Source organism: Asticcacaulis machinosus (assembly GCF_028550435.1).
GTDB classification, from domain to species: domain Bacteria; phylum Pseudomonadota; class Alphaproteobacteria; order Caulobacterales; family Caulobacteraceae; genus Asticcacaulis; species Asticcacaulis machinosus.
Genome location: NZ_JAQQKV010000002.1, coordinates 721,275 through 733,650 on the forward strand (window position 1 = coordinate 721,275; position 12,376 = coordinate 733,650).

A 12,376-nucleotide genomic window follows, 5' to 3' on the forward strand; every position below is an offset into this window, starting at 1 on the left:
TGGCCTTTAATTAGAACCTCCCCTCAAGGAGGGGAGGGTGGCAGACGATTCCTTGGGATCGGATGACGGGTGGGGTTAACCCCCGGCAAAGAATAACCCCCTCTTCTGTTTAAGCCAGCTTAAACAGAAGCTCCCCCTGCTTCAGGGGGAGTTCTTGAGGTCATATCGTAAACTCTACCTGAATAGGGGCGTGGTCGGACGGGCGCTCCCACTCGCGCACCCAGTCGTGGATTTTAGCGGTGATATCGCCGGTGGTGCGGGCTTTCAACGCCGGATTAAGCAGAATGTGATCCAGCCGAAGGCCGCGGTTGGATTTGCGGAAATCGGCAGCACGGTAACTCCACCATGTAAAAATCTTTTCGGGCACAGGATAGGCGTCGCGGAACGGATCATACAACTCACCCGAAGTTATGAACTCACCGAAGGCGTCGATTTCCTGCGGAGTGTGGCTGACGATTTTCAGCATCTGGCGGTGGCTCCAGACATCAAATTCACCGGGGGCGATATTGAGATCGCCGCAGATCAGCAGCGGATGGTCTTTGTTGCGGGTTTTCAGATGGGCACTGACGCGTTCATAGAACTCCAATTTGTGGTCGAACTTGTCATTGGCGGCCCGATCCGGCACATCACCACCGGCGGGGATATAGAAGTTCCAGATTTCGACGCCGCTGACCACAATCGCCTGAACGCGGGCTTCGCCGCGGCGACAAAATGGCAAAAGCTCATTCGCTTCAAATGGGTAGCGTGAGGCGATGGCGACGCCGTGCCAGCCTTTTTGACCGGCGATATGAATGTACGGAAAACCTATGTCGGCAAAGGCCTGACGCGGAAACTCATGCTCCTGGCACTTGATTTCCTGAAGGCAGATGACGTCGGCATCAATGGAATTGAGGAATTTGGCAATCTGCTCCATGCGCAGGCGCACCGAATTGACGTTCCATGACACCACTGACAATCGCATAGAGTCTCCAGTATGAAATTTCCAAACCGTAAGGTTTGGCAAGGGCGCCCGCCCGAGCTTTATGCGAGGAGCCTGCGCGGCCTCTGAGCGCATATTAAGCGCATATAAAGAAAAAAGCCCGCTCTGCAAACAGGGCGGGCCTTAAAGGATTGGCATTTAACACGAAAGCGTAAGGAAATGCACACAAGAGAGATGCGTCGGGCTCTGCAAAGCCGCTAACCTAAGCAGGTTGCCTCAGCATATGACGAAACCGTAACACCCTTACGGTTTTTCGCAAGGGCTAAATTCCCCCGTCAGGCGTATCAGTTTCGGGAGGCTGATGGCTTATTGAGCACAAACAACGACGGTTTGAGGGATGCGGCGGTGTTAAGCGTCAGCAGATTGACGCGGGTCGATTTACCCTGCGCATCAACCACCGTCCAGTCGCCAAGCGTCAGCTTACCGCCCTGATCGCGGAAGGTCATGGTGATAGCGCCTTCGACGTCCTTGCGGCGATCGCGGGCTTTGAGGCGAAACCCGTCGGTGGTGCGGGTGACTTCGGTGACGATAACGCCCTGATCCAGACGGATTTGCTTCGACAGAAACAGCGACAATGGCGTGAAAGATAGCGGGTACTGATCAAACGATTTCAGGCGCGGGTCCCACATATTGACATTCTTGCCGTCGGCCACGACCAGTACGGAATAGGGCGCGTCATATTCAAAGCGGATCTTGCCCGGCCGTTGCAGCCACCACTGACCGGTGGTCACGCGGCCACGAAAATCGGTCTGCTCGAACCGGCCGGAGGCAGCGCTTAAAGCTTGCAGATAGGCGGTGGCGCGTTTGATACGGGCCTGATCCTCAGCCGCAAAGGTCGGCACACGCACAAATGTGGTGCCGGTGGTTTTGTTCTGGGCGAGCGCGGGCAGGGCAGGGGTGGCGGCAAGGGCCGTCAGCCCCAGAATGAAAGCACGTTTGGTATGTTGCGTCATAAGCTTACCCATAAATCCAAAATCATAATTATCGAATGCCTTAAACGTTTAGAACGGCATTTTTTCGACGGTGATTTATGGTTTAGCGGATTTGGCCTGAATGGGGCGTGAATGACAATTAAGGTTTAGCCGCTTCAGCGGCCAGATTTTCGATTTTTGCCATATCCATATTGGCAGCTAGGCTTTCCAAGCCCGCAGCGACTTCCGGAGCCGTGAACAAGCCAACTGAGGCAATCTCACCCAAAAGTTTGAAGCCGCTTTCGATAGCATTTGGCCCCTCATATTTTATGGCAGCAATGGCTTCCGTGCGGCAGTCTTCTGCAAGTAAACGGACAAAGAGAGCGCCGCCTTGCTTATCAATATCTATACGCTGTTGAGGCGTAATATTTGAAAGACTACTGATATCCGGATGCAAGGCTATGGCTGAAAACATCCAGCGAACAAGATCAGTCTTGTCCTTTGCGCTGGCTGATTTGACCAGGCATTTACCTAGGTCGTCGCCGTACACACCCGCTTGCGCAGACGCACTGAAAAACAGACCTGCCGAGACGGCAAGGCTACAAAAAATAGGCTTGGACATTAGATTTCCCCACAAAGTTTTCTACGTGATCATAACTACATACCGGAATGGCGTAAAGTTATATGCGCTTTCTATAATCGATGTTATTTTCGTTTTATAACCACGGCTACAAACACTTCGCTTCGAAATCTTGTCCTTAAGACTCCGAATGAGGCCAGCAAGAATATAATGCGTGGGCTTATTACTGGTGGGCTAAACTCACCAACTGGCCGTCCTTGGTCAGAAACGAAAGCCCAATTGTTGAGACGCGCACAGGCTGACATTTAACCCCACCCGTCATCCGATTCTAATGGATCGCCTGCCACCGGCAACGGCCGCCCGGCTCCCCTGCATCAGGGGAGGTTCTTAAGTTCCGGTTCTAGGGGCTTGCCCCTAGTGGCCGGGGGGCGGGCCGACCAGGATATCGCGTTTGCCGACATGGTTAGCGGGGCCGACCACGCCTTCCATCTCCATCTTTTCCATCAGGGAGGCGGCGCGGTTATAACCGATTTGCAGCTTTCTTTGGATGTAGGAGGTCGAGGCCTTGCGGTCGAAGGTGACATAATAGACGGCCTTGTCATACAGGTCGTCACCGGAGCCGCCGCCTTCACCCATGCCGCCATCACCAGAGCCATCGCCGTCATCATCGCCACCGGCGGTAATGTCCTCAAGATATTGTGGTGACCCTTGCGAGCGCAGATACTGCGCCACCGCTTCGACTTCGTTATCGCCGACGAACGGGCCGTGCAGACGGGTGATGCGACCACCGCCGGCCATATAGAGCATGTCGCCCTGACCCAGCAGTTGTTCAGCGCCCTGTTCCCCCAGAATAGTGCGGGAGTCGATTTTCGAGGTGACCTGGAACGAAATCCGGGTCGGGAAGTTGGCCTTAATGGTGCCGGTGATAACGTCAACCGAGGGTCTTTGGGTCGCCATAATCAGGTGAATACCGGCGGCGCGGGCCATCTGGGCCAGACGCTGAACCGCACCTTCGATGTCCTTACCCGCCACCATCATCAGGTCGGCCACTTCGTCGATAATGACGACGATATAGGGCATGGGTTCGGGCACCATTTCCTCGGTCTCAAAGATCGGCTGGCCGGTTTCATCAAAGCCGGTCTGAACTTTGCGGATAAAGTTTTTGCCCTCGGCGGCGGTCGCCTTGGCGCGCTCATTGAAGGAGGCTACGTTACGCACACCGATCTTGGACATGCGGCGGTAGCGGTCTTCCATTTCCTTGACCGTCCATTTGAGCGCGACCACCGCCTTTTTCGGGTCGGTCACTACGGGGGCGATCAGGTGCGGGATGCCATCATAGACCGACAATTCGAGCATCTTGGGATCGATCATGATGAACTTGCACTGCTCAGGATCGAGGCGGTACAGAATCGACAGGATCATGGCGTTGACGCCGACCGACTTACCCGAACCGGTGGTGCCCGCGATCAGAAGGTGGGGCATTTTGGCCAGATCAGTGACATAGGGCTCACCGCCGATATTTTCCCCCAAGACCATCGGCAGGATGTGACCGGCTTTTTCAAACTCGGCTGAAGCCAGCATATCGCGCAGGTACACGGTTTCACGCACAGCGTTGGGCAGCTCAATCCCAATGGCATTACGGCCCTGCACGATCGACACGCGGCAAGAGCGGGCCGACATATTGCGGGCGATATCGTCGGCCAGAGCCACGACGCGCGCGCCCTTGACACCGGCGGCGGGGGCCAGCTCATACAGGGTAACCACAGGGCCGGGGCGGATCTGATCGATCACGCCTTTGACCCCAAATTCAGCCAGGACGCTTTCCAGCATACGGGCGTTCTGGCGCAGGGCATCTTCGTCAAAGCTGGTGGCGCGGGGTTTGGGCTTGGACAGGATCGACAGTTCCGGCAGGCGGAAGTTGCCGGGTTTAAGGAACTCAAAGCTGGACTGGCGTTCATCAACCACCGGCTTTGGGGCCTTGGGCATTTTGATGGCAAGCTTGGGCTCATTAGATGCCGATGGCAGCGGTGCGGGGGCGACATAGTCGTCATAAGGCGGTATATCCGCGTCGTCAGCATCGTAGGGTGCCGCATCGCGGGTGGCGACCATCGGCTCGGTTTGCGGCGTCACATCAAAGGGCGGTTCGTCATCGATGAAGGTCTTGGGGGTCTTTGCCTTGGATTTTTTGCGTACCGGTTCATCGATATCGGCATCGGGCTCATAGGCCTTGACGCCGATCGTGGCGGCAAAATTCTGAATACCGAAGGCGATTTTAGAGCCGATCTTCATATAGGTATCGCCGTTCAGGCGCAGGGCATTGTTGAAACACCACAGACCTAATGCCGCGAAGATAATAGCCGCAATAATGTCGCCATAGGGTAGTTTCATAAAGGCAAACAGGCTGGCCAGCAGGCCGTGAATACCTTCGCCCCAGAACCCGCCCCAGCTTTGGGCCAGAACCGGATCGGGATTGCCGGTATGGATGGGGGCCAGCGTCGCCGCCAGCGCCAGACCAAACAGGAATGACCAGAAACTATGGCGGCGCAGGAAGTTGCGGGTGGCGTCCGGGTCAATCTCCATCATGCGCAGAAAACCGAAATAGGTCATGAACAACGCCATTGGCCATGCGGCGACGCCAAGGGATTGCAGGCCGACATCGGCTATGGTCGCGCCAAAGCCGCCCAGGATATTGTGCGGGGTCTGGGACGAGGCGGTATTCAGGCTGGGATCGCCCGCGTCGAAACTTGCGAACGCAAACAGACAGGCCAGACCCATTAACATGACAAGGGCTCCCCGCAGACGCGCCACAGGTACAGAGCGCCAGATCAGGCGGGCATGGGTTTCCAAATGAGTGAAAATCGTCGCGGTCAGGCTGGCCATAGGTTTTAGTGAACTCGAAATTATTTTTTTGCGCGCATTTGAGTCCGAAAACCGCTTCACACTTTTCGGAATGCGCTAATTTGCCACGGATATGGTTAAGAGCTGTTTACGAAGTCAAAAAAAGCTTATCATTTTGGCAACTCATTTTGCCTGTTTTCACCGGCCGAAAGTGGTAAGAGCGACTATGGAAAAAAACTGTGACGTAATCATTTCCGGTGCCGGCATGGCGGGCATGACTCTGGCGCTGGCTCTGGCACAGAATGGCCTGAAGCCCGTGCTGATCGAGCGTCAGCCGGTGACCGATCAGTTGGACGCGGGCTATGACGGTCGCGCCTCGGCCATTGCCTATAGCTGCTTCCGGCAATGGAATGTGCTGGGCGTCGGGGAAAAACTCGCACCCCTATCGTGCCGGATGGATGAGATCATGGTCACGGATGGCCATTTGCCGGGGGCGGCGACTAAGGCCCCTTTACCATTTTATCTGCATTTCCGGGCGCAGGAAATCTCGGACCGTTCCGGCGATGAACCGCTCGGCTATATGGTTGAAAACCGCCATATCCGTACGGCTCTTTATGAGGGTATTATGGCGGCGGGGATTGAGGTCATTGCCCCTGCGGCCATTGAAACCATTGAAGAAAATCCTTCGCGGATTTCGGTGACGCTGAACACCGGCGACGTTTTAAGTGCGCCTCTGCTGGTCGGGGCCGAAGGGCGGCAATCGCGCTTAAGAGAATGGGCCGGTATCCGTAATATCGCCTGGGACTATGGCCAAAGTGCCGTGGTGGTGACGGTCAAGATGCAGCATCCGCATAACCATGTCGCCTATGAATATTTTCTCACGTCCGGCCCGTTTGCGATCCTGCCGCTGACCGATAATCGCGCCTGCATCGTCTGGTCGGAAAGCCACGATAAGGCCAAGGCCCTGATGGGTGTGCGCGATGAGTTGTTTTTCGCCCATTTTCAGGAACGGTTCGGAGAGTTTCTGGGCGAGATCGAATTGGTCGGCCCGAAATTCATCTATCCGCTGGGCTTAAGTCTGGCCGAAGATATGCACAAAGGCCGGTTGGCGCTATTGGGGGATTCCGCCCACGGCATTCACCCGATCGCGGGCCAGGGGTTAAATCTGGGCCTGAAAGATGTGGCGGCTCTGGCCGAGGTGGTGATTGAAGCGGCGCGTCTGGGCGAGGATATCGGCTCGGAACTGGTGCTGGAACGCTATGCCAGATGGCGCCGGTTCGATAATGTGACGACCTCACTGGCCACCGATGGCTTTGTACACCTGTTTTCCAACAATAACCCGATTCTGCGGCCTTTGCGTGGGCTCGGCATGGGTGTGGTCAACCAGATCGGGGTATTTCGGCGCTTCTTTATGGAAGATGCGGGCGGGGCCACGGGCGATTTGCCGCGGTTGTTGCAAGGCCAAGAGCTGTAATTTCCCCTCTCCCCGCATGCGGGAGAAGGAAATATCAGCTCTTCTGCGGCTCGAACTTGCGGGCCTGATCGACCAGCATGATCGGCACGCCGGAACGGATCGGGAAGGCCAGACCGGTGGTCGGGCTGATCAGTTCTTGCGCTGTGCGATCATAGGTCAGCGGGCGGCGTGTGACCGGACAGACCAGAACCTCCAGCAGGCGCGGGTCGATTTCGATATTGGGCTTTTCGGTTGTCTCGGTCATGCAGGTACTCAGCTAAACAGAATGGAGGACAAACGGCGGCGGCCGGACTTGGCCAGCTCCGACATCTGACCGATGGCAAAGAAAATTTTCACCAGATAGTCACGGGCGGCGCTGTCATTCCAGTCAGGTGAGGCCTTGATGATGGTCAGCAGTTCATCGACCGCTTTTTCCATATCGCCGTGGGCCGCGAGGCCCTTGGCCAGATCAAAGCGGGCCTGATGATTGACCGGATCGGCGTGGATGGCATCATAGAACGGCGACAGATCAGCGGGCGCATCTTCGGCCAATTCAAGGGCGGCGCGCAGGCTCAAGATGTCACTGTCCTTGGTGTCGGCCGGGGCCATATCCAGAAAACCCTTGGCCTGATCGGGCTCACCGACCTTGAGGTAGATGCGCGCTACGCCGGCAATAGCTTTCAGGTTTTGCGGGTCTTGCTCCAGCACAAAACTAAACGCTTCCATAGCGCTGGTGACATCGCCCTGAGCGGCGGATTGGGCGGCCAGTTCGAGGGCATCATCAATGGTTGGGCCATCACCGGCACTACCGACACCGAGCCGTTCGATAAAGGTGCGCAGTTCGGACTCAGATTTCGCGCCCAAAAAGCCGTCCATCGGTTTGCCGTCGACGAAGGCATATACGGTGGGGATGGACTGCACGCGCAACTGACCGGCAATCATCGGGTTCTTATCGACGTCGATCTTGACCAGTTTAACCGCGCCCTTGGCGTCCCTGACGACCTTTTCGAGCGCAGGCGTCAACTGCCGGCAGGGCCCGCACCAGGTCGCCCAGAAATCGACGATGACCGGGCGGATTTTGGATTCTTCGATGACGTCGGCCAGAAAGTTGGCGTCGGAGCCGTCGATAATAAGGTCGCTGTCGGCCATTGAGATTACCTGTGAATTGGAAAGTTTGTTTACATCAAGATGGGGTGCGGCCGCAACCGGCGCAAGGGTTTAAGTCACAACCTTAGCTGATCGGACGCGCTTCGACCTGATCAAAATCAAATACCGTAAGATCGCGCTTCAGATGGGTGATGAATGTCCGAAAATCGGGCTGAGATAAGGTGGTGGTCGCGGTATTGACCAGCGGATGGAAATTGACGAATTCAGCGTCGGCCAGATGTTTATCCAGAATAAATTGCACACGGTGGTCAGGATCATTGATGAGTCCTAAAGCAGTCACCGATCCCGGCCTGACGCCTAGCGCGTCATAGAGCCGATCTTCTGACCCGAACGATAACCGCCCTGAGCCGATATATTTGGGCAGGGCCTTGAGGTTGATGGTTGTCGATTGCTCGGCACTGATCAGCCACAGCTTTCCCTTGTCGTCCTTAAGGAACAGGTTTTTGGTGTGGGCACCGCGCAATCCGGCCTTGATATCATCGCCTTCACCGACCTTAAAGACGGCCTCGTGCTCTAGGGTTTCGGTGTCGAGCCCCAGATCATCAAGGGTTTTCAGTAAGCTGTCTTTGGTATGTGGCATTTTCTCAGGTTGATTTTCGCAAAATCTAATGGTTTGAAAAGGTCATTACATGAGTGTGGCGATTAAGGGAATTGTGCAATGGAATTGGAATGCTTCAGGATGCAGGACCCGGCGCCGGAAATCGTACCGGGCCGGCCTGACCGGGCATGGATGGATGCGTTTCAGTCGCGCTTTCCTTACCGTTGCCTGCCTTTGACCATGGCCAATACGACCGGTTGGGAAATCCTGTGTCCGGTCGATTTTATGGCCGAATGGAACGGCGGCCCGCGCAACGAAGACCTGAAACTGACACCGCTTGATCCCACCGACAGCCTTGGCCATTTTGTGCAGTCGCACTTTACGCACGGTATTTTGACCATGCACACGGGCTATCTGTTTCGCACGCCGCCAGGCTGGGCCGTGTGGTGTTCGGGCGCGCCCAACCACGTTAAGGACGGGGTGCAGGCTCTGGAAGGCCTGATCGAAACCGACTGGCTGCCGTTTCCGTTTACGATGAACTGGATCATGACGCGACCGGGGCGGGTTTACTTCAACAAGGGTGAGCCGTTTTGTTTTATCAATCTGGTTGAGCATCAGAAAATGGATACGGTGCAGCCGGTTCTGAAATACCTCGATGCCGATCCGGAGCTTCTCAAGCAATATCAGGTCTGGACCGAAAAGCGCACCGAGTTCAATGCCAAGCTGGAAGAACGCGATCCGGAAACCATGAAACAGGCCTGGCAGCGCTTTTACTTTAAGGGCGAAATTCCGGTCGAAGACGCCGATGCCCCGGCAGAGCATATGGTGCGGCGTAGACTGAAATCAGCGATTGAAGCGCCGCGGCCTAATTTAGGTAAGAAAAGATAGGCAGGCTCTCCTCCTCCCCATTTTATGGGGAGGTGCCGAGTTTACGAGGCGGAGGGGTATGGGTAAGCTGAGGATACCCCTCCGTCACGTCGTTTCACGCCGTGCCACCTCCCCACACGTGGGGAGGAGATTAAGTGATCTCAGCCAAAATCTTCTGTGCCGCTTCAACCGGATCAGCCGCCGCGGTGATCGGACGACCAACGACAAGGTGAGACGCGCCGTCGCCCAGCGCCTGTTCAGGGGTAGCGATGCGTTGCTGGTCATTGGCGGCGGCCCAGACCGGGCGCACACCGGGGGTCACAATCAGAAAGTCTGCAGGCACCCGTTCGCGAATAATTTTGGCCTCCAACGGTGAGGCAACGACCCCGTCCATGCCGCAATCCAGTGCCTGATCGACGCGTTTCAGCACCAGATCCATAGCTTTGTCCGTATACCCCATTTCAATGAGGTCGGCGTCGGTCAGGGTGGTCATGACGGTGACGCCCAAAAGTTTGGTGTTCGATGACCCGCGCCCCTTAACGGCGGCGCGCATGACTTGCGGCTCGGCATGGACGGTCAGGAAATCACAGGCCCCCAGGGATGCCGCCCGCGCGGCCCCTTCGACCTGCGCGCCGATATCGTGCAACTTCCAGTCCTGAAAGACCATCTTACCCTGATCGCGCAGTTCGTAAGCCAGTTTCAGGCCGCCCTGCGCCATCAGGGTCAAGCCGATTTTGAAAAAGCTGACCTGATCACCCAGCCGCTTCGCCAGATCGCGGGCACCATCAAGGGTCGGTTCATCAAGGGCGACAATCAATCGGGGGTCAGCCTTGATCATGGTGCAATCCTCAAAGTTTCTGCTGTAACCGAACGGTAGGATTTGATAGGGTCATGCAATCTCTGCTTCGCCGCCTCAAATTCGGGTCACCCATGAACCTGGTCGAGTTCTACGTCAACTTTTTTATCACCCTGTTCGCCCTGCTGGATCCGATCGGCAATGTGCCTATTTTCGCCGCGGCGACGCGTTCGCACTCAAGATCGACGCGCAAGTGGCTGACGTTTTATATCGCGATATTTGCAGCCCTGTTTTTGAGTTTCTTTTTCTTTACAGGGCTGAAACTGCTGCAATTTTTCGGCATTTCAATGGATGCGTTCCGCATTGCCGGCGGGATTTTGCTGTTTCTATTGGGTCTTGATATGACGCGCGGCGACTTTTTGGCCATGTTCGAAGAGGTCGAGCACGTCAATGAAAAGCCGGACGCAGACAAGCAGGTCAAAATCCTGACCGGCCGCGCCTCAGCCAATGTCAGCTTTGAAAAGCTGGTCGTGCCGTTTGCAATACCCCTGCTGATCGGGCCGGGGGCGATTTCGACCGTCATCATTCAGGCCGGAGAAGCACAAAAGCACGGCTGGGCCGGTATGCTGGTGGGTCTGGGGGCGATTGTCTCGACCGCTGTGGCGATATTTGTGACCTTCGTGTTTACGGGCACGATTTCAAAACTATTGGGCCGGGTCGGTATGGTGGTGGTGATCCGCGTGCTGGGCCTGATCCTGTGTGCGCTGGCCATTCAGATCATCATCTCGTCCTTAAGCGTCATCACGCAGGACATCATTACGCCGTCCGCCGCCCATCCTTATGAAACAGCGCATGGGGCGTAATTTCCCCTCGCCGGGCGGTGGCTAGGCCACCTTGGCCGCCGCCTCAATGGCGGCTTGAGCAGAATGATTTTTGAGAAATCATTCTGCTTTACCGATTAATTTTACGCAGGCGATCAGACGCAAACTCCAGCGTCCAGTCGTCGGGCAGAACCTTAAGCACGGCCGCCGCGACCTTATTGGGTGCACCGGGGACACACGCCGCGCGATTGGCCTCAGCGGCGAGGTAGCCTTCACGGGCCACTTCGTCGGCGCCCATCCACACCCATTCCGGGAACGACTGCGACAGCTTTGAGCGCGTGCCGTTGACGTCATGGAACTCGGAATAGGTCCAGCCGGGACAAAGTGCCGAGACGTGGACGCCGTGGTCGCGGGTTTCCAGATGAAGCCCTTGCGAAAATTTCAGCAGATAGGATTTGACCGGGCCGTACAGGGTATCACCCGGCGATCCGGGCAGATAGGCCGCAAGCGACGCGACATTGATGATCCGGCCAAATTTGCGCTCGATCATGCCGGGCAGGACGCGGTGGGCCAGCTCGGTCGGCGCGTGTAATAAGACCTGAAGGAAGTTACGGTGACTGTCCCACACATTGCCGACAAAGCCTTCGGGGACGCTGTAACCGGCATTGTTGACCAGACCATCTACCTGACGGCCCAGAGCGGTTATGGCCCCCAGCAGTTTTTCAGGGGTGGCGGGGTCGGACAGGTCGCCGGGTACGGCAAAGGCTTCGACGCCAAAGCGCAGCTTTATTTCGTCGACCAGTTTTTCCAGCCGCTCAGCCCGCCTGCCGGTCACCACGACATCCCAGCCGTGGGACGCATAGACCCGCGCAAAGGCCAGACCGATACCGGCGGAAGCGCCTGTGATTAATGCAAGACGTCGCGACACGGGAACCTCAGATACTATTAATCAGATCGGCCACGGTGATTTTAGACAAAGCCCCGGACGCTGCGCTGTTGGCAACCTTCATGGCTTCATTGACCGCCTTGGGGATGGCTTGGCCTACGGGGCAGCCCTTTGCGCCGGGAGGAGCGCTGCCCAGATGCGCGCAGCCGTGAACGGCGGACAGCACTTCATCCAGATGAATGGCGTCAGCTTTTTTCAATAGCCATGCCCCACCGGAGACTCCTGAGCAGGTCGCCACAAGCCCGGCCTTGGAAAGCTGAGTGGTCATGCGGCGGATGACGACCGGATTAGTCGGTATGGAGGCCGCCAGCACAGACGATGACACCGCCTGTTCGCGTGAATAGGCGCCTTTGTGAGCCAGATAAGCCAGCGTATGTGCGGCTACGGGAAATCTTTGACTATCAGACATGATCAAAACATTGTTACGATAATTTTAAGACGGTTCCTAGTGAAAAGCAGGGAGAACGATTGAAAGAGTCT

Annotated in this window: 13 protein-coding genes; 3 read left to right on the top strand and 10 right to left on the bottom strand. The window is 56.4% G+C overall.

All coding sequences use genetic code 11. From position 1 onward, the window contains the following. Positions 1 to 160: 160 nt before the first annotated feature. From xth to PQU98_RS11735, 4 genes are all read right to left on the bottom strand, one after another. Complete coding sequence (xth, locus tag PQU98_RS11720; protein WP_272745126.1) at positions 161 to 961, bottom strand: exodeoxyribonuclease III; 801 nt, start codon at positions 959 to 961, stop codon at positions 161 to 163. A gap of 302 nt (positions 962 to 1,263) precedes the next feature. Next, complete coding sequence (locus PQU98_RS11725) at positions 1,264 to 1,932, bottom strand: LolA family protein (protein ID WP_272745127.1); 669 nt, start codon at positions 1,930 to 1,932, stop codon at positions 1,264 to 1,266. 118 nt (positions 1,933 to 2,050) lie between these two features. After that, positions 2,051 to 2,512 carry a hypothetical protein gene (locus tag PQU98_RS11730; protein ID WP_272745128.1) on the bottom strand — a complete coding sequence of 154 codons (462 nt, stop codon included), beginning with the start codon at positions 2,510 to 2,512 and terminating at the stop codon, positions 2,051 to 2,053. A 372-nt stretch (positions 2,513 to 2,884) separates the two neighbouring features. Continuing rightward, positions 2,885 to 5,350, bottom strand: a complete 2,466-nt coding sequence (locus tag PQU98_RS11735) for a DNA translocase FtsK (protein WP_272745129.1) — start codon at positions 5,348 to 5,350, stop codon at positions 2,885 to 2,887. Between the two features lie 184 nt (positions 5,351 to 5,534). Between PQU98_RS11735 and PQU98_RS11740 the strand changes: the two genes are divergently transcribed. Then, positions 5,535 to 6,782 (top strand): UbiH/UbiF/VisC/COQ6 family ubiquinone biosynthesis hydroxylase, encoded by a 1,248-nt coding sequence (locus tag PQU98_RS11740; protein ID WP_272745130.1) that lies wholly within the window; start codon positions 5,535 to 5,537, stop codon positions 6,780 to 6,782. 34 nt (positions 6,783 to 6,816) lie between these two features. Here PQU98_RS11740 and PQU98_RS11745 read toward each other — a convergent pair whose 3' ends face one another. The 3 genes from PQU98_RS11745 to PQU98_RS11755 all read right to left on the bottom strand — a co-directional run bounded on the left by PQU98_RS11745 (position 6,817) and on the right by PQU98_RS11755 (position 8,508). Beyond that, complete coding sequence (locus PQU98_RS11745; RefSeq protein ID WP_272745131.1) at positions 6,817 to 7,026, bottom strand: Trm112 family protein; 210 nt, start codon at positions 7,024 to 7,026, stop codon at positions 6,817 to 6,819. A gap of 8 nt (positions 7,027 to 7,034) precedes the next feature. After that, positions 7,035 to 7,910, bottom strand: a complete 876-nt coding sequence (gene trxA / locus PQU98_RS11750) for a thioredoxin (RefSeq protein ID WP_272745132.1) — start codon at positions 7,908 to 7,910, stop codon at positions 7,035 to 7,037. An 82-nt stretch (positions 7,911 to 7,992) separates the two neighbouring features. Beyond that, complete coding sequence (locus PQU98_RS11755) at positions 7,993 to 8,508, bottom strand: prolyl-tRNA synthetase associated domain-containing protein (RefSeq protein WP_272745133.1); 516 nt, start codon at positions 8,506 to 8,508, stop codon at positions 7,993 to 7,995. A 78-nt stretch (positions 8,509 to 8,586) separates the two neighbouring features. On the opposite strand from PQU98_RS11755, the gene PQU98_RS11760 reads away from it, so the two are divergent. After that, positions 8,587 to 9,354 carry a DUF6065 family protein gene (locus PQU98_RS11760; RefSeq protein ID WP_272745134.1) on the top strand — a complete coding sequence of 256 codons (768 nt, stop codon included), beginning with the start codon at positions 8,587 to 8,589 and terminating at the stop codon, positions 9,352 to 9,354. 130 nt (positions 9,355 to 9,484) lie between these two features. Here PQU98_RS11760 and pyrF read toward each other — a convergent pair whose 3' ends face one another. After that, a complete protein-coding gene (gene pyrF, locus PQU98_RS11765) occupies positions 9,485 to 10,168 on the bottom strand; it encodes an orotidine-5'-phosphate decarboxylase (RefSeq protein ID WP_272745496.1) in 684 nt (227 codons plus the stop codon). A gap of 95 nt (positions 10,169 to 10,263) precedes the next feature. Here pyrF and PQU98_RS11770 point away from each other — a divergent pair, with 95 nt between their 5' ends. After that, a complete protein-coding gene (locus PQU98_RS11770; RefSeq protein ID WP_272745497.1) occupies positions 10,264 to 10,992 on the top strand; it encodes a MarC family protein in 729 nt (242 codons plus the stop codon). A gap of 88 nt (positions 10,993 to 11,080) precedes the next feature. Here PQU98_RS11770 and PQU98_RS11775 read toward each other — a convergent pair whose 3' ends face one another. Together PQU98_RS11775 and PQU98_RS11780 are read right to left on the bottom strand one after the other, a co-directional pair. Then, the gene (locus PQU98_RS11775; RefSeq protein ID WP_272745135.1) at positions 11,081 to 11,878 is read right to left on the bottom strand and encodes an SDR family NAD(P)-dependent oxidoreductase; all 798 of its coding nucleotides are present in this window, start codon (positions 11,876 to 11,878) and stop codon (positions 11,081 to 11,083) included. A gap of 7 nt (positions 11,879 to 11,885) precedes the next feature. Further along, positions 11,886 to 12,305, bottom strand: coding sequence for an Rrf2 family transcriptional regulator (locus tag PQU98_RS11780; RefSeq protein ID WP_272745136.1), 420 nt, complete (start codon positions 12,303 to 12,305; stop codon positions 11,886 to 11,888). Between the last annotated feature and the right edge of the window lie 71 nt (positions 12,306 to 12,376).

Bases quoted from the DNA above. Each gene is read 5' to 3' on its own strand.
- PQU98_RS11780 (WP_272745136.1), bottom strand. From the start codon at position 12,305: ATGTCTGATAGTCAAAGATTTCCCGTAGCCGCACATACGCTGGCTTAT.
- xth (WP_272745126.1), bottom strand. From the start codon at position 961: ATGCGATTGTCAGTGGTGTCATGGAACGTCAATTCGGTGCGCCTGCGC.
- PQU98_RS11745 (WP_272745131.1), bottom strand. From the start codon at position 7,026: ATGACCGAGACAACCGAAAAGCCCAATATCGAAATCGACCCGCGCCTG.
- PQU98_RS11735 (WP_272745129.1), bottom strand. From the start codon at position 5,350: ATGGCCAGCCTGACCGCGACGATTTTCACTCATTTGGAAACCCATGCC.
- PQU98_RS11730 (WP_272745128.1), bottom strand. From the start codon at position 2,512: ATGTCCAAGCCTATTTTTTGTAGCCTTGCCGTCTCGGCAGGTCTGTTT.
- PQU98_RS11755 (WP_272745133.1), bottom strand. From the start codon at position 8,508: ATGCCACATACCAAAGACAGCTTACTGAAAACCCTTGATGATCTGGGG.
- PQU98_RS11770 (WP_272745497.1), top strand. From the start codon at position 10,264: ATGAACCTGGTCGAGTTCTACGTCAACTTTTTTATCACCCTGTTCGCC.
- PQU98_RS11740 (WP_272745130.1), top strand. From the start codon at position 5,535: ATGGAAAAAAACTGTGACGTAATCATTTCCGGTGCCGGCATGGCGGGC.
- PQU98_RS11760 (WP_272745134.1), top strand. From the start codon at position 8,587: ATGGAATTGGAATGCTTCAGGATGCAGGACCCGGCGCCGGAAATCGTA.
- trxA (WP_272745132.1), bottom strand. From the start codon at position 7,910: ATGGCCGACAGCGACCTTATTATCGACGGCTCCGACGCCAACTTTCTG.
- PQU98_RS11725 (WP_272745127.1), bottom strand. From the start codon at position 1,932: ATGACGCAACATACCAAACGTGCTTTCATTCTGGGGCTGACGGCCCTT.